At 43.5% G+C, this 17,251-nt stretch carries 16 protein-coding genes and 1 riboswitch; of the genes, 6 read left to right on the plus strand and 10 right to left on the minus strand.

Going from position 1 to position 17,251, the window contains the following annotated elements; translation table 11 throughout:
* Positions 1-150: 150 nt before the first annotated feature.
* On the minus strand, positions 151-1,512 hold the full coding sequence (locus tag KYJ26_RS23470; RefSeq protein WP_219170516.1) for a sigma-54 interaction domain-containing protein: 1,362 nt from the start codon (positions 1,510-1,512) through the stop codon (positions 151-153).
* A 174-nt stretch (positions 1,513-1,686) separates the two neighbouring features.
* On the opposite strand from KYJ26_RS23470, the gene KYJ26_RS23475 reads away from it, so the two are divergent.
* Entirely contained in the window at positions 1,687-2,190 is a 504-nt protein-coding gene (locus KYJ26_RS23475; RefSeq protein ID WP_219170517.1) for a cupin domain-containing protein, read from the plus strand.
* 335 nt (positions 2,191-2,525) lie between these two features.
* Here KYJ26_RS23475 and KYJ26_RS23480 read toward each other — a convergent pair whose 3' ends face one another.
* The 3 genes from KYJ26_RS23480 to KYJ26_RS23490 form a co-directional block, all read right to left on the minus strand.
* Entirely contained in the window at positions 2,526-3,713 is a 1,188-nt protein-coding gene (locus tag KYJ26_RS23480) for an MDR family MFS transporter (protein ID WP_219170519.1), read from the minus strand.
* A gap of 135 nt (positions 3,714-3,848) precedes the next feature.
* A complete protein-coding gene (locus KYJ26_RS23485) occupies positions 3,849-4,013 on the minus strand; it encodes a hypothetical protein (RefSeq protein ID WP_060672924.1) in 165 nt (54 codons plus the stop codon).
* Positions 4,010-4,303, minus strand: coding sequence for a YtzC family protein (locus tag KYJ26_RS23490; RefSeq protein ID WP_219170521.1), 294 nt, complete (start codon positions 4,301-4,303; stop codon positions 4,010-4,012). Before KYJ26_RS23490 ends, KYJ26_RS23485 begins: the two co-directional genes overlap by 4 nt.
* A gap of 217 nt (positions 4,304-4,520) precedes the next feature.
* Here KYJ26_RS23490 and mnmL point away from each other — a divergent pair, with 217 nt between their 5' ends.
* Positions 4,521-5,474, plus strand: coding sequence for a tRNA modification radical SAM protein MnmL/YtqA (mnmL, locus tag KYJ26_RS23495; protein WP_374939791.1), 954 nt, complete (start codon positions 4,521-4,523; stop codon positions 5,472-5,474).
* A complete protein-coding gene (gene mnmM, locus KYJ26_RS23500) occupies positions 5,471-6,043 on the plus strand; it encodes a tRNA 5-(aminomethyl)-2-thiouridylate-methyltransferase MnmM (RefSeq protein WP_219170524.1) in 573 nt (190 codons plus the stop codon). Before mnmL ends, mnmM begins: the two co-directional genes overlap by 4 nt.
* A gap of 42 nt (positions 6,044-6,085) precedes the next feature.
* Here the strand turns inward: mnmM and KYJ26_RS23505 are convergent, their stop codons facing one another.
* The 4 genes from KYJ26_RS23505 to KYJ26_RS23520 all read right to left on the minus strand — a co-directional run bounded on the left by KYJ26_RS23505 (position 6,086) and on the right by KYJ26_RS23520 (position 11,831).
* Positions 6,086-7,090 (minus strand): LLM class flavin-dependent oxidoreductase, encoded by a 1,005-nt coding sequence (locus KYJ26_RS23505; protein ID WP_219170525.1) that lies wholly within the window; start codon positions 7,088-7,090, stop codon positions 6,086-6,088.
* A 102-nt stretch (positions 7,091-7,192) separates the two neighbouring features.
* Positions 7,193-9,613 (minus strand): immune inhibitor A domain-containing protein, encoded by a 2,421-nt coding sequence (locus KYJ26_RS23510; protein ID WP_374939792.1) that lies wholly within the window; start codon positions 9,611-9,613, stop codon positions 7,193-7,195.
* A 326-nt stretch (positions 9,614-9,939) separates the two neighbouring features.
* Positions 9,940-11,013: a tetraprenyl-beta-curcumene synthase family protein gene (locus tag KYJ26_RS23515; protein ID WP_219170527.1), complete on the minus strand. Its 1,074-nt coding sequence runs from the start codon at positions 11,011-11,013 to the stop codon at positions 9,940-9,942.
* Positions 11,014-11,027: 14 nt separating this feature from the next.
* Positions 11,028-11,831, minus strand: coding sequence for an alpha/beta hydrolase (locus KYJ26_RS23520; RefSeq protein ID WP_219170529.1), 804 nt, complete (start codon positions 11,829-11,831; stop codon positions 11,028-11,030).
* Positions 11,832-11,915: 84 nt separating this feature from the next.
* On the opposite strand from KYJ26_RS23520, the gene KYJ26_RS23525 reads away from it, so the two are divergent.
* Both KYJ26_RS23525 and KYJ26_RS23530 read left to right on the plus strand, forming a co-directional pair.
* Positions 11,916-12,431, plus strand: a complete 516-nt coding sequence (locus tag KYJ26_RS23525; RefSeq protein WP_206851767.1) for a gamma carbonic anhydrase — start codon at positions 11,916-11,918, stop codon at positions 12,429-12,431.
* A 138-nt stretch (positions 12,432-12,569) separates the two neighbouring features.
* Positions 12,570-13,238, plus strand: coding sequence for a GNAT family N-acetyltransferase (locus KYJ26_RS23530; protein ID WP_219170530.1), 669 nt, complete (start codon positions 12,570-12,572; stop codon positions 13,236-13,238).
* 310 nt (positions 13,239-13,548) lie between these two features.
* Here KYJ26_RS23530 and metK read toward each other — a convergent pair whose 3' ends face one another.
* On the minus strand, positions 13,549-14,751 hold the full coding sequence (metK, locus tag KYJ26_RS23535; RefSeq protein ID WP_219170532.1) for a methionine adenosyltransferase: 1,203 nt from the start codon (positions 14,749-14,751) through the stop codon (positions 13,549-13,551).
* A 211-nt stretch (positions 14,752-14,962) separates the two neighbouring features.
* Positions 14,963-15,109, minus strand: a riboswitch (SAM riboswitch).
* A 322-nt stretch (positions 15,110-15,431) separates the two neighbouring features.
* Between metK and pckA the strand changes: the two genes are divergently transcribed.
* Positions 15,432-17,021, plus strand: a complete 1,590-nt coding sequence (gene pckA, locus KYJ26_RS23540; RefSeq protein ID WP_219170533.1) for a phosphoenolpyruvate carboxykinase (ATP) — start codon at positions 15,432-15,434, stop codon at positions 17,019-17,021.
* Positions 17,022-17,079: 58 nt separating this feature from the next.
* Here the strand turns inward: pckA and KYJ26_RS23545 are convergent, their stop codons facing one another.
* A complete protein-coding gene (locus KYJ26_RS23545) occupies positions 17,080-17,229 on the minus strand; it encodes a lmo0937 family membrane protein (RefSeq protein WP_106298475.1) in 150 nt (49 codons plus the stop codon).
* Positions 17,230-17,251 lie beyond the last annotated feature (22 nt).

The following is a 17,251-nucleotide window of genomic DNA, read 5'->3' on the forward strand; positions in this document are numbered from 1 at the left end:
GATTACTGCTCAGTCAGCCTTTTTCACCATGATATTCCGAGATTCTGGACAGACGGATGATTTTAGACACGAAACGTTCATAATTCCTCTCAAAGAAAAACAGTCCAGAATTCTGGACTACTTTCCACATTTCCGGACTGTTAAATAACCTTACAGCAACTCATATTTATTTAACTTTTCATAGATGCTTGATTTACTTATTCCCAGGGACTCGGCTGCCTTTCTCTTATCGTGTTGATGGGTCTGCAGACTCTGAGTCAAAACCGATTTCTCTGTTTCTTCGAGGATCTCCTTTAACGTTTTGGAGCCTACACCATATACATTACCAGCTTTCATATATGAAGGAAGCGATGTGAGGGAAATCTCATTTCCGTTGGACAGATACGTCGATGCGTTGATGACATTCTCCAATTCACGTAAATTCCCCGGCCAACTGTAGGAAAGAAAAATCTGCATCACTTCGTTTTCAAACCCTTGAATTCGTTTTCCTGAAGATTTTGTGGATTTCTCCAGGAAAAAAGAAGCCAGGGTTTCTATATCTTCTTTCCGTTCACGGAGGGGAGGGATTTGAAAAGGGACGACGTTAATACGGTAATACAAATCACTTCGAAATCGCTTTTCTTCCATCATTTTTTCAAGGGGACGGTTTGTGGCGGCAATGATCCGTACATCCACATGCTGGATGCGTGTTGAACCGACGGACTCGACTTCCCCTTCCTGCAACACTCTGAGCAGCTTAGCCTGCATATTGAGGGGCATGTCCCCGATTTCATCAAGAAACAGAGTCCCTTTGTGGGCAAGCTGGAACTTCCCTTTTTTCCCACCCTTTTTAGCCCCTGTGAATGCACCTTCTTCGTAACCAAAAAGTTCTGATTCCAGAAGATGTTCCGGAATCGCCGCGCAGTTCACTTTAATGAATGGCTGGCCGCTTCTTTCACTCAGCTGGTGTATGCTGTGAGCGAACAGTTCTTTTCCCGTTCCACTTTCGCCCCGAATGAGGATTGAAATGTCACTTGGAGCGATCATTTGGGCTTTGTCTTTCAATTCATTCATTCCGGGAGATTCTCCGATAATATCATTCAGTGAGTATTTCACCCCGGTATTGATATCCTGTATGTAACTTTGAATCTTCGACATCATATTCTTTACATGTGAACTCATTTGCATCCATTCACTTGTGTCCCGGAAAATGACGGACCCGAATGCCCCGATCACCTTGCCATCGACAGAAATGGGGATGCGATTCGCTATCATATAATTTCCCTTAATGTATTGAAGATCGGCTACTTCTTCTTTTCCACTGCCTGCAACCAGATGCATTCTTGTGTTTTCAATCACGTTCGTCACATGTGCACCAATCGCTTTATCCCGTTCCACCTCGAGGAAGCGACAATAATTATCATTTATGTAAATGATGATTCCTTCATTATCAACAACGACTAACCATTCGAAAGCGTTCTCAAGAATGATTTCAATCATTTCTACCGATACTTTTTTCAATAAGCTGCTCATTTTGCATTGCCTCCCGTGTTTACTAGAGAACATATACTTTCATATTAGCACATTCATTCCATACCTTTATGAAAAGAAATCACTTCTGCCAATAATTTCAATTACCAGTTCATAATCGGTTTAATGCCGGCAGTATTAGGGAATCTTCTTAACAATGAATGGAGGAATGAAAGGATGAAAATCGCAGAATTGAAACTATTTTATTTCGAAGACGATGGAATCATCCCGAATAATCCGGACCTGCCTGTACTCATCTATCGGAACGCCCTGGATCAGGGAAGTGAAGCTGAAAGGTTATTTAATCGAAATCTATGGCTGAATAGCTGGACGAACGGCATTTATGATTATCATCATTACCATAGTAACGCCCATGAAGCATTGGGTGTCATGCAGGGTGAAGCAACCGTCCAATTAGGCGGGGAGCTTGGAGAAGAAGTGACGGTCCATCAAGGCGATGTGATGATCCTGCCAGCGGGAACAGGACATAAGAAATTGAGTGCAAGCTCTGACTTTAAAGTAGCCGGCGCCTATCCCAACGGAGATGACTATAATTTGAAAAAAGGTTCCATGCGCGAACGGCCGAGCGTGCTCATTGAAATCAAAAACGTTCCCCTTCCATCTTCAGATCCAGTGTTTGGAGATAGTGGACCGTTGATGAAGTACTGGCTGAAGAAATGATTCAATCCTGTTCTGCGTCCTATTAAGTGAAAGGTAATTCATTCCTATTTCTCTTTAGCAATACTTCTCAGAAACAGCTATCCTTACTTTTTTTAAACCATTCATTATGAAGATAATGATTATTTATAACAATTGGCTTGTTTTCTTTTAAGTCCTGTGCTATTCTATTAAAGCGATGAGCTGAATTGTGTAAGTCGGTGATCACGTCCTTGTGACAACAAACGATGTGGCGTTTGCTGATTATCCGCCTCAATTTTTTGCAAGTGGGCTTCCATAGGAAATGGGAGCCCTTTTTATATGGAGAAACCCCCGGTGATTCCTCACCGGGGGTTTCTTTATTGTTGAACCGAAACGGGTACAGCACCTTTCTTTCTCAAAGGTCTGTCATATTGACTGGTGATCAATAATGATACGACGAAGAACCCAATGAGTGTCATAAACAGCACCTGCATGCTGAAAAGATCCACCAGCACTCCTCCTATGAACGGTCCGATCATTCTTCCACCCGTTGCCGTGCTGTTGACTATCCCCTGATAAAACCCTTCTCTGCCCTTGGGAGCCAGTGAGTTCGCGATGGTCGGAACCGCCGGCCAGATAAGCATTTCACCGATGGTCAAAATGATCATGGCAACCGCAAACCATTGAAATTGATCTGAAATCGACGCAACGCCGAACGAGATCATGAAGATAATGGTTCCGATCATGATTTGAAGCTTTAAATTGTTTTCAAAACGCTTGATCGCTTTTGATAATAGCGGCTGGGCAAGAACGATCAGTGCTCCATTGATGGTCCACAATAAGCTGTATTGTTTTAAAGAAATATTGATTTCCTGAGTATAGGTCGCAATGGTGGACTGCCATTGAACATACCCCATCCAACATAATAGATAAGCCACGCATATAAACAGCAGGGCTTTCAATTTTGATTTATCCTTAATCACCTTTGATTCATTCAATACGGATGTTTGATGACCTGCAACCGAGATATTCCGATACCCAAACAACGCAATGAAGAAAAATACGATATACATACTGAGATTAGCCAGGAATATATAGTTAAAGGAAAACGAGGCAACGAATCCACCCAATGCTGCTCCAACAGCCACTCCAATGTTTTGAGCGACATAGACAGAATTGAATGCCTTCCTCCCTCCTTCCGGCCAAACAGAACCTGCCATGGCATACATGGAAGGAAATACGATTCCTGAGCCAAATCCAACAATCGTCAAGAAAACAACATAGAAAGTAAAACCATGCCAGATATTCATACCGATCAGGGCCGATAATGTAATCGATATTCCTGTAAGGATAGAACGATAACCACCAAAACGATCGAATAAGCTTCCTCCGATCAGATTACCGATGACACTCGCGCCTGCATTCAGCATCAGCACGATACCTGCCACGGACAGTGACTTTCCTAAGTTCTCATGAAGGTAAATGGTATTAAGCGGCCATAAGAAAGAGGCACCCGTCACATTTACCATCATTCCTATGACAAGCAACCATAATGATTTGGGCATATTTTTGCCCCCTTTCCATCCTTTTATTTCGAGTCCCAAAAGGATTTTACTCCTTTTGGGGTTAGGGGGCAAGAATTATTTCTTAGATTCATAAAAATAACCAGGCACTCAAGATGAGCACCTGGCTTGTAAAGGTTATTTCCCGTTATGATGATTGGATTTAACAGGCTGACCCTGTTTTTCGTAACGTTTTTTTGCTTCTTTCACCGGATTGTTTTCTGCGCCGAATTCAGTATCCAGCTTACGGAAATCACTCCGGGTCTTTTGTTCAGGGTTGTTTTGATCAGAACGTGTACTCAATGTAATTTACCTCCTACGACATTCGGATCATGATCTAACAAGATCATCTCATTTTGAAGAGTCTGTAGCTGCAGTCGCATGCGATGCAATTGCTCACGCTGTTGGGAGTTGGCGCTGTTCGCCATGTGAGCTACGTCGTTCACTGCCTCTTCAAGCTGCTGCATGGCTTGAGTGTACTCCACATCATGATAATGCTCCTGCTGCGACCCTGATTTATATTGTTCTTGAGCGTAACGAATGGCATCTTCACACTTTTGAATGCATTCATCCATTGAATTTCTTGTTGCCATTTCGACTACCTCCCTGACATATGGAATCAAGAAGAGGAAGGTCCTATCCTTACTCTTCTCCATCTTAGTTTGAGCTTGATTGCCTGTTTCAAAAGTGGTAATCTTCGCCTATTTCTCACTGCAGGATACATTTGACCCCTTGTTCATGATAAAATCTTTTTGAACGTCCTGAATACATACGATTTTACACATTGAAATATAGGAGGTGTTTGTCGTCGTGACAAACCCATTTCCATATGCCACAGATTCAAAACGATATCATACGTGGAATTACCATTTGAGGAATCATTTTGGTCATAAAGTGTTTAAGGTTGCTTTAGACGGCGGCTTTGATTGCCCGAACAGAGATGGCACGGTTGCTCACGGAGGCTGCACGTTTTGCAGTGCTGCAGGCTCCGGGGACTTCGCCGGAAGCAGGGTCGATCCATTAGAAAAGCAATTCAATGACATCAAAGAAAAAATGCATAAGAAGTGGAAAGACGGAAAATATATGGCGTATTTCCAGGCATTCACGAACACTCATGCACCCGTAGAAGTGCTCAGGGAAAAATATGAGTCTGTTCTTAAACAAGAAGATGTCGTAGGGATCTCCATCGCCACTCGCCCCGATTGCCTTCCGGACGACGTCGTTGAATACTTGGCTGAATTAAATGAAAGAACGTATTTATGGGTGGAGCTGGGACTTCAAACCGTTCATGAAAAAACGGCTGGGCTGATCAACAGAGCTCATGATTACCAGTGTTATATTGATGGCGTCAATAAATTGCGAAAGCATGGAATTCGTGTATGTTCCCATATTATTAACGGTCTTCCTAAGGAAAATAAGGAAATGATGATGGAAACAGCACGTGAAGTAGCGAAATTAGACGTTCAAGGAATCAAGATACACCTCCTACATTTATTAAAAGGTACTCCAATGGTCAAGCAATACGAAAAAGGACTAGTGGAATTTATGGACTTCGACAACTACGTCAAACTCGTCTGCGATCAACTGGAAGTGATCCCCCCTGAAATGATCGTCCACCGCATTACCGGGGACGGACCTATCGACTTGATGATCGGACCTATGTGGAGTGTGAATAAATGGAGCGTACTGAACGCCATTGACGATGAACTGAAGCGCCGGGACAGCTGGCAGGGGAAATTTTACAAAGTGGATGTGAAAGCATGAAATTAGATCGAATCTTACCTTTTGCAAGACAGCTTCTGGAACGGGCTGTCAAGCCGGGAGATATCACCATAGACGCAACCCTTGGGAATGGGCATGATACCCTGTTCCTTGCTCGCTTGGTTGGAGAAAACGGACGTGTATATGGGTTTGATATTCAAGAAGAAGCCATCGAAAACACCAGGGAACAGCTCAACACCCATGATTTGGCCCATCGGGTGACCCTTTTTCACCAGGGACATGAAACTGTCATGAACGTCATCCCTCCATTGCATCACGGGAAAGTGACGGGTGCAGTCTTTAATCTTGGATACTTACCGGGCGGTGACAAGGATATCGTCACCCGTCCGAAAACGACGATACTCGCCTTAAATCAAATCCTTGAAATGATGGCCCCTGAAGGAATCCTTGTTCTGGTGATTTATCACGGACACCCTGAAGGCGCAGTGGAACGGGATTACATCCTTCGCTACGTTGAACGACTGGATCAAAACTACGTTCATGTCCTCAGGTACCAATTCATGAACCAACTCAATAACCCGCCGTTTATCGTGGCGTTGGAGAAGAGATGAAAATAGGGACGGACCTCCCCTCGGAGGTCCGTCCCTACTTTTTTATAATAATTCGTTCGCGATCAGTTCGAATGACTTGAGCTTATCGTTGAAGTCATATGTGATGCTCACGAGCATGATTTCATCGGTTTGGTACTGCTCGCTTAGTGCGAGTAGCTTTTCTCTCACTTTCTTCGGACCTCCCACGACCATACGTTTGCGATTTTCACGTACCCGCATTTCTTCGAATGGCGTGTACTGATATGCCGCCGCTTTCTCGGGGCTTGGGGTTCCGTTTGAGCGCATGCCCTGCTCGATCATCAGGATGGATAAATCAATGCTGGATGCGACTCTTTCCGCTTCTTCATCCGTTTCGGCACAGATGGCAAATACGGCAACGATGTTCTTCGGTTCTTTCAGGTATTCAGAAGGAACAAAGTTATTTCGGTAGGCTTGGGTGTATTGCGGTCCGCCTTCTCCATTGATGAACTGGGCAAATGTATAAGGCAGTCCTTTCTGTGCCGCAAGCATGGCACTGGATGGACTTGAACCGAGCATCCAGACTTCCGGCATGGTTTTGATCATCGGGGCTGCCGTGAGTCCCTGGTACGGATGGGCATCAGGCAGGGAATCCGTCAAATAGCCTAGCAAGTCATCTATTTGTTCCGGATACCGATTCACATCTCTCGGTTTCCCGTCATGTAGGGCCATCGTCGCCATCGGCATCCCACCAGGCGCCCTTCCCAATCCCAAATCGATTCGATTCGGATTCAATCCTTCAAGCAATCGGAAATTTTCGGCTACTTTGTATGAAGAATAATGGGGGAGCATGACGCCGCCGGAACCTACCCGGATTCTTGACGTATTTTGTGCAAGATGCGCAATCAATACTTCCGGTGATGAACCGGCAAGGCTCGTGGAATCATGATGCTCTGATACCCAGAACCGTTCAAACCCTAATTTCTCTGTATGTTGTGCTAATTTCACTGTATTATTCAAAGCCTCTTGAGGGCTCATTCCTTCGGCAATCGGTGACTGATCTAAGACACTTAGCTTCAAAATGGACATCTCCTTTAATTGATGTGTGTATTATTATCAATTCTGATGAAAAAAATGTCCACTAACATGCTTAAAGGGTGACGGCCGGAATGGCTGTCACCCTTTGTATGCTTATTTTTTGTAGATTAACACTTTACCGACTGATTTGTCAGAGCTTTGACCGATTACACGGAATTTCAATCCGTAGTTAGGTACGTTACGCCCAGCGTCTACCATACCTTTATTGCTGTAGTCTTTACTATCGTCGAATAGTGGATTACGTTTAGTATGGTTGTCTTTCATCGTCAGTCCAAGTAATTCAGTGTAATCAAGGAACATTTTTTCTGATTTGTCCAGGCTGAATGCTGCATCGTGAACCTGGTAGCGTGTAGATCCTACAGATCCGTCGCTCCAGTAGTTTGTTTTTTGGTCAGCATCGACAACCCCGACGAAACCGTCTCCTGGATGATTACCTGTCCAGTTATCGCTGTATGATTTATCTACATACCATACAACCAAACCATCATCGAATTGCATTAAGCTTGCACCGCGGCGGATGTTGGCAAGACCTTCATCTACACCGTTGTGACTGCGCCATTCAAGCAGGTAATAATGCTCTTTATAAGAAATTCCGTTTGATACTTCGAAGCCTTTTGTTTCAAATTGAGGCTCGCCTTCAGCACCATCTTCAAACACAACATTTCCATCGACTGTTAACGTGGCGTTATCCAAAGCGAAACCATCAAGAGCCAGGCCGCCATCTGTAACGTAATTGAATGTAAGGGTTACTTTTTGTCCTGCAAATTGGCTTAAATCGTATGACTTATCAACCCATTCACCTTTAGTTGATTCAGCACGAGTATCTCCATCCGTATCGTCGTCACCGATTGTGTCCAATTCAACTTCCTCACCGCTGTCCGTTGTAGCCGTAACGTGAAGGAAATCGTAATCGTACTCGACATCATATAACGTTTTGAAGCTGAATGTAGCGTTTGTTGCATTCGTTAAGTCAAATTCAGGAGAAACCAGTGATGTATTAAGGTCGTCACCTTTTGTACTGTAGTAGTACTTTTCACCAAACTCAGGCAGGATTCCTTGTACCTCTTTGGCAGGAAGATTCACTTTCACAACATCGTTATTTGTCCCCTTTGTTGCTGCTTCATCCAATAGATATTCTTCACCTTTGCGGGTAACATCTGCTGCATCGATTTCTTCGCCAGATTGCCAGTTCCCTTCAGTTCCTTCATTGTCCACTACAGCAGAAGCCTGGAGCATTTCTTTCATATAAGGACTGAATCCTGAAGGCATTGTACCCGGGATATCCCCTGCCCAGCTTCCGCTTGCCATGATGGACCAATAGCTCACCGGTTCACCTGTTCCAGTGTATTGGGTATCGTATTCATCTGGAAGGCCTAAATCATGTCCGAATTCATGGGCCATAACACCGACTGCACCGTCTTCAGGTTCAATTGTGTAGTCGTATGCATACATGGTTCCTTCACCCCAGTAATCAACTTCAGGAGTAGGAGATCCCGCAATCGGGAAGATTCCACCAAGGTTCCAGCGGTGAGACCAGATAGCGTCAGATCCCAATGATCCCCCACCAGCTTCTTCACCGACACCAGAATGTATAACCATCAGGTGGTCAACAAGTCCGTCCGGCTCTAAGTAGTTTCCGTCACCATCAAGGTCATATCGATCCCATTTGTCATAGTCAGCAAGATTTACGTCCGGGTCAGCTGCTGCTTGAGCAAGTGCTTCCTTGATCAGGCCGCGTGCATTGACGTCGCTTCCGTCCGGCTGAGGATCATTTCCGCCATATGCAGCTGCCGGTTTGCTTGCTGTGTACCAGCCTGCAACGTTTCCGTCAACTGAATAACTTCCACCAGATTGCTGCTCATAGTATTGCTTCATTGAAACATATGTCTTGCCATCGGGACCTTTCCAACCGCCTGTTCCGAATAGCATATCTTGGTAATGCTCGCGTGAATAGGCATCGTCCCCTTCATAATACATATCCGTTTCATCAGCTGTCATGGAATTATGAGGCTTGTCCGGATAGTCTACAAGAAGTACCAATACTTCATCGGTACGTTTTTCACCATCATACGCCTCTTCTTTTACCGGATCCGGAGAGTTCTTCTTGGCATGACCAAGTTTATTTCCTTTACCGTTTTTAACCCCATTGTCTTTCATGGCTTTTTGAAGTTTATCTTTCGTTTTTGCTTCTTCACTGTGAAGGTCGCCTTCACCTTCATCTGCTTGTTTCTCAGCGGATTCTGCTTTGGCTTCCAGGAATTTTTGCAATCCCTTTTGTGCTTCTGCAGCAGTAGCGTTCTTCTTGATTTTTCCTTCTTTCTTCAGCATCTCGATCAGGCGATCATCATTCGCAATACCTAAATCGAAAGCTCCTCCATGCTTATGATCATATTTCACCGTTGGCTTTGCTAACACATTCTCAGGCCCTACCGTTGCAGCTGATGCAGGTACAGCAAATGCCCCTACACTCAGAGCCGCAACCATGGCCATCGATAATACTTTACGAGATTTCAAACGCGTTTCCCCCTTTAAATATGTACTAAATATTTACACTAATTAAAATATACTCTACTATTCTGAAAAGTAAATATATTCAGAAAGCATTAGTTATTTAGTATTACGAAATATTGTTAATATGATTGTATGTACCTATATTCATCAAAGAAAATGTAAGGACTATCGACATATAAAATTAAAAATCAACAAATTATTAATGTATAAAAATGGTATTAACGGTCGTATTTAGAAAAATTTTGTCCAACTATAGTTGTGAAAAAAGACAAAAAGAGGGACGGACCTCGAAAACCATTTCGAAGGTCCGTCCCTCTTTTTTACTCTATTCATGACGTTTTTTTCCGGTTTCTCCATTTTCGATAGATTTTACCGTTCATGTAGAAGAATCGGGTGATCCAGCCTGCTTGTCCGATGAATTGTTTGGAGAAGGATTGGACGTTTGCTTGTTGTAAAGCTTTATCATCTGATAGATAGACTCCTATGAGTCCTTTATTGATCAGGCGATGGAAGTGAGCGTGGGGAAGTTCACGGGTATGTTCATCTGCTTTGGCCAGAAAATGGAGCAGGCGTTCTTTCAGATGCTCATCATCCTCATAGTAGAAGCAGAAATTCAGATCCCCTCCCTCCCGGTCTTCATCCTGATCGATGAAGTAGTCGAGAAGAATATGTAAACCTTGGATATAGGGAAAATAACCCCGTTTTATCTTTTCTGTATAGGACGGCTGGAAGTCCCGCCTGCAAGCGTATGATACTAAACAAAAGATACCCAGGGTAGAACCTGAGCAGGCGGAGAATTCATACCAATTCATTTCTGGCAGATTGGGACGATGGGTTTCAAACCAGTCCTGCAGCCTCCCTACTCTTTCTTCTTCCTTCACGTGCTTATGTATTTGAAGATCACAATAGTATTCACACAGTTCCAGGAGATCTTTTTTGATGTTGTCATAGTGATTTACATCAGAGAGAACGGATTGACAGGTCAGGACCAAATCCCTTAGATACCCACCATCATCCTGATCGCTTCTCAACGCATAATAATTTACAGGTTCCGCACCTACTGTCAATGAATCTCTCATGGACCGGTGAAGTAAGGCAAAGTCTTCCGGATCCAGTGATACACTCCGGTCGCATAAATTATCCAAATAATCGCTGATTGTCTGATAGGCGACGATGAAGCGGATCGTCTCAGGCTTCTTATCCAGTGCCAAAAGGGACAGGATCGCCCCTCCCTCGCAGTGGAACGTTTTATGTTCGATGCTGGCAAGGGCCTGGTTTCTCAGCTCCTGATTGGGTATTTCTTCGGCCCGCTTCTTCCAGCCGTTCAATTCCTGGTGCACGATTGGAAAAACATTGCGGTATACTCTTGTCATCAATGAAAAGGGATCACTCGGTATCGACAATTTCATCACCTCATTTACAAAATGTAACCAAGCGCTTTCAACCTGCTCTCTATGAAGATCTTCGAATACTCGAAGATTTCTTCTCTCTCAGGTTCATTATAGATTTCATGATAGCATTTTGGCCATTCTTTGTAATGCATTTCGGATAATGACAGTTCATTGAACCACTTTTTCACGGCTTTCTTATCAACGATTTGATCGTCACCTGCCTGCAGCGTCAATAATGGGACGTCAGGCATTTTCTCCAGGTTTGTAAAAGCCGCTTTAATCGCCTGGGAAAGTTCTCTGTACCAGCGGACTGACACTTTTGTAATATAAAGAGTATCGTTGCTGTCGATTTCACGGACATCCGCATTCCTGGTCGCCATATCGACGGTGAGTCCAGAAGGGAACTTCACCATTGGAGCGATTTTGTTTAAAGCGTGTGACAATAATTCAACAGGTTTAGCAGGCGTTGTCACCAATCCCAAACATGGTGAGGATAATATGACACCGGCTAGGTTCACATGGGATTCCTGAAGCAAACGAACAGCAATGAGACCGCCCATACTATGACCGATTACAAAGACAGGCAATTCGAACTGATAGGCCGCCTGGATCCAATCCTTCACTTCTACAATATACTCATCAAAGGAATCGATATGTCCCCTCTGGCTTCGGGACGTCATACCCTGACCTGGCAGGTCACCCATGACGACGTGGAATCCCGATGCACGCCACATTTCAATGAGCCAACCGTACCTGCCGTGATGCTCCATCGCACCATGTATGATGACGATGACTGCCTTTGCCTCTTGATCTGATTCCCATTTCCACATGGCAAATCCTCCTTTGTAGTTCTCTCCATGAATGAATTCTGCTACCATTATTATAATAAATATTATTGAAAGGGGTAGTAAAAAATGCTCTATCCATATTACGATAAAAAACCTGTCATCGCACAGTCGGCTTTTATTGCCGATTATGTAACCATCTCCGGAGACGTGGAGATTGGTGAAGAATCAAGTATTTGGTTCAATACCGTCATCAGGGGGGATGTTGCGCCCACTAAGATCGGTGATAAAGTAAATATACAGGATAACTCCATCCTTCATCAGAGTCCAAATAACCCTCTTATCCTTGAAGATGAAGTCACTGTCGGTCATGGGGTGATTTTACATAGCTGCAAGATCAGAAAAAAGGCATTGATCGGAATGGGATCAATCATCCTCGATAATGCTGAAATTGGCGAAGGGGCTTTTATCGGCGCAGGTAGCCTCGTACCCCAAGGAAAGGTCATACCGCCTAATACCCTTGCTTTCGGACGGCCGGCAAAAGTCGTGAGGGAACTGAACGAACATGATATTAGTGAAATGAAGCGCATTTCAAGGGAATACGCAGAAAAAGGTCAGTATTATAAAAATATCAAACCGTTTTAACTACCTATACTTGGGATACCCCATCCATCCTTAGATTACTCATGGAATATTTTCTTGTAAAGAAGATTGGGTATGTGACGAATGGAAGGTTAAGTGTCATTTTCCGAAAATTTGTGATAACGAACATGGAGGTTTTTAATGCTTTCTTATGATGAACTCATGGAAATTCATGCTAGAGTCAGATTCAAACACGATGAAACTGGACGATTGATAACTGGTCCTCTGCTCTTCATCGGCACCACAGGAAAAGGCATCGTCGAAAGATATCATCAAACCCTTGATAAGGATATTACAAATGAATTGAAACGTTTCGTCAAAAATTCCTCGTGGCTGGATAATCCAAATAAGGTAAACATGGTTAAAATGATTGAGATATTAAATAAAGAAAGACCGGTTGAGCGAGTCTATGCAGGACCTGTATACGTGTTCGATGACGTACAGGGTAAACCTACCGAGGCTGTTCGAATAACTCATGAAAATATCGAACTTCTGGAACAACATTTTTCGGATTATATCGAGGATGTTGATGTTGGGCAGCCTGTCTTCGCTGTTGTACGTGATAGGGTTGCAGTGTCACTTTGTTGTTCCGCAGTACAGACTTCTATTGGAGCTGAAGCGAGCCTGCGAACCGCTAAGGATTACCGAGGCAGAGCATACGCGTTAGATGTTACGACTGCATGGGCAGCCGAGATACAACAGCAGGGTCGTATAGCACTATTTAGCACTGCTTGGAATAATATGTCCTCTCAAGCTATCGCAAGAAAACTTGAGCTCAAACAATACGGTGTAGAATTGGAATTAAGGTGATGTATGAAGTTCCTGCTGAGTTTTTAATGTGTTAAAGGGTGCTTTAGTTGAAGAAATGGGCATTTTCCTATAAGGAATTTGCTCTTTTTTTGGGGAATTTCATTCGTTTTTGGACCTGAAATGATTAGTCTTCAAAATTTGCAAATTGGTTGCACTTTCTTGTGTAAATACCTACTTAAAACACACATAAATGTTGATATAACAAAAAAATGAGCGTTGAATTACAATGTAATTCAACGCTCATTTTATAATATATTCTTATTGTTTGTGTTCCAACACCGAACTACTTACCCTCAAAATGTTGGTCTTTTTATTCAGCCAAAGCTTCTGCTTTCAAAGCTTCTGCTTTGTTCGTACGCTCCCAAGGAAGATCAAGGTCGTTACGGCCGAAGTGTCCGTAAGCAGCTGTCTGCTTGTAGATCGGACGACGAAGGTCTAACATTTTGATGATTCCAGCCGGGCGCAGATCAAAGTTATTACGAACCACGTCAATTAGAACGTCTTCTGATACTTTACCTGTTCCGAATGTATCAACGGAGATGGACACCGGTTGTGCAACCCCGATTGCATACGCCAATTGAACTTCACATTTTTCAGCAAGTCCTGCTGCTACTATGTTTTTCGCTACATAACGCGCTGCGTAAGCCGCTGAACGGTCCACTTTCGTTGCATCCTTACCAGAGAATGCACCTCCACCGTGACGCGCGTATCCGCCATATGTGTCAACGATGATTTTACGTCCTGTTAATCCTGCATCACCTTGTGGTCCACCGATTACGAAGCGGCCAGTCGGGTTGATGAAGTATTTCGTTTCTTCATCGATCAGTTCTTTCGGTACAACTGGGTCAATGACATATTCTTTCAGGTTGCGCTGAATTTGCTCAAGCGTCACTTCAGGATGATGCTGAGTAGAGATAACGATTGTGTCGATGCGAACCGGCTTGTCGTTTTCATCGTATTCAACGGTTACTTGCGTTTTTCCATCCGGACGAAGGTAAGGAAGAATTTCTTCTTTACGAACCTCTGTCAGACGACGAGAGATTTTGTGTGCAAGAGAAATCGGAAGAGGCATAAGCTCTTTCGTTTCATTACAAGCAAATCCGAACATTAACCCCTGGTCCCCGGCACCGATGGCATCGATTTCTTCATCGGACATTTGACCTTCGCGAGCTTCAAGTGCCTGGTCCACACCTTGAGCGATATCGGCAGACTGCTCATCGATGGAAGTCAGAACAGCACATGTTTCAGCATCAAAGCCGTATTTCGCGCGAGTATAACCGATTTCACGGATCGTTTCACGAACGATTTTCGGAATATCGACATACGTATTTGTAGTGATTTCACCTGCAACCAGCACAAGACCCGTTGTAACAGATGTTTCACACGCTACACGTGCATTCGGATCATTGGTAAGAATTGCATCAAGAATTGAATCAGAGATTTGGTCACAAATTTTATCTGGATGTCCTTCGGTTACGGACTCAGATGTAAACAGACGACGTTTAGTTGACATCAAGGTTCCTCCTTAAGCATATTTGTCAGAAACAGTTCCGACAAAAAGTAAACAGATACGGTACTCATTTCCCTAAGTAGTATGAAGTAAACATGATTCTTTTATCAAACAATCATGATTTATGTGCATGTGGTCCACTATAAACAGAAAAAACCCTTCCTCGGGGAAAAGCTTCAGAGGAAAGGTTTCAGATCATAGCCGCGCCTTTTCTCTCTTATCGTTCAAGGTTTTAGAGACCTTGCCTCAGTTTAGCACCTTCGCTTAATCGGATCGATTCATAAAGAAGAAGATCCTTACACTATTTAGCAGGTTGCTGGGTTTCATAGGGTCTGCTCCCTCCACCAGCTCAGGATAAGAGTATCCGTTCAAGGAACAATGATAACGTTTAGGACAAAGGGTGTCAACTTTTTTTCGAATGACAGGTTTAACCAGCTTTAGAGCATGCCACTGGAAGTCACAGTCTGTCTAAAATAGCCTAATTCATCCATGAGGCTAAACATTCTTTTCACATTTTCATATATATAAGAAGAAACAAGCTATATCAGGGAGAAAAATGTGACAAAATGAAGACACATTATAAAATTAAATAAATAGTATAGACTAATAGCTTGATTGTGTTATACTATTTTTGTAAAGTAAACGATTCCATTTAAATAAATTTATATAAAGGAAGGGTTCTAATGAATTCAGTGAGCATGTCTAATGAATTAACGGAATTACTTAACGGTCAAAACATCCAGGAACAATTATCTGTTTCTCAACTAGTCGAAAAGGTCCTTCAACGAAATGAAGGAGTTTTAACTTCATCAGGTGCAATCAGAGCAGAAACTGGTAAATACACAGGACGCTCTCCTAAGGATAAATTTATTGTAGAAGAACCAACGACGAAAGATAAAATCGAATGGGGTTCTGTCAATCAGCCGATCTCTTCGGAATCATTCGATAAATTATATACGAAAGTCATCGAATACTTAAAAGAAAAAGAAGAAGTATTTTCATTTAAAGGGTTCGCAGGCGCCGACCCGAAACATAGACTGCCGATCCAGGTAATCAATGAATTTGCGTGGCATAATCTTTTTGCCCACCAATTATTCATCCGCCCGGAAACAGATGAGTTAAAAGATCATCAATCAGAGTTCACCGTCATTTCAGCGCCGAACTTCAAAGCTGATCCGGAAGTGGATGGCACTCACTCTGAAACGTTTATCATCGTTTCATTTGAAAAAAGAATCGTATTGATCGGCGGAACGGAATATGCCGGTGAAATGAAGAAGTCGATCTTCTCCGTGATGAACTATGTACTTCCTGAATCCGATATCCTGTCCATGCACTGTTCTTCAAACGTTGGACGCGAAGGCGATGTCGCATTGTTCTTCGGATTATCCGGTACTGGTAAAACGACTTTATCCGCAGATCCTAACCGCCGTTTGATCGGTGATGATGAGCACGGATGGTCCCCGAACGGTGTATTCAATATCGAAGGCGGCTGCTATGCGAAATGTATCGGGTTAACGCGTGAGAAGGAGCCACAGATTTTTGATGCAATCCGTTTCGGTTCAGTACTTGAAAATGTCGTTCTTGATGACATGTCCCGCCTCCCGGATTATGATGATAACACTTTAACAGAAAACACGCGTGCTGCCTACCCCCTTCAAGCGATGGAAAACATCGTGGAGCCAAGTATAGCAGGACACCCAAATACGATTGTATTCCTGACAGCTGATGCATTCGGCGTATTACCTCCGATCAGCAAGCTGACAAAAGAACAGGCAATGTACCATTTCTTAAGCGGATATACATCAAAGCTTGCAGGTACTGAGCGCGGAATCACGTCACCGCAAGCTACATTCTCAACTTGCTTTGGATCTCCATTCCTTCCGCTTCCTGCCACTCGTTATGCAGAAATGCTTGGTAAGAAGATCGATGAGCACAATGCACAGGTATTCTTAGTGAACACTGGTTGGACCGGTGGAGAATACGGTGTCGGAAACCGCATGAAGCTTTCTTACACCCGTGCCATGATTCAAGCCGCTCTTGAAGGCGAACTGACGAATGTTGAAACGGCGACAGATGAAATCTTCGGTCTGAACATCCCGGTCCACGTTCCTGGTGTTCCAGACGAAGTCCTTCAGCCTAAGAAGACCTGGTCCAATGAATCCGCTTATGAAGCGAAGGCAAAAGAACTTGCTCACAAGTTCAACGAGAACTTCAAGAAATTCTCAAACGTCCCTTCTGACATCGAACAAAAAGGCGGCCCGTCCGTTAAATAAATCATCCTGACATACAAAGGTCCGTCCCTCACATTTGAGGGACGGACCTTTGTTATCGTTATAGCCCTTTTTTCCGGCCGGTGATTCTGTTGAATAAGAATACAACAACGGCGATGATCAGTAGAACATGGATGACGGCTCCACCGATTTTAAAGATCAATCCTAGTAACCAAAGAACTAATAAAATTCCGATGATGGTCCAAAGCATTTGTGCTCCTCCTTAAAACTGT

It is taken from the genome of Rossellomorea orangium, assembly GCF_019334305.1.
Taxonomy (GTDB): Bacteria; Bacillota; Bacilli; order Bacillales; family Bacillaceae_B; genus Rossellomorea.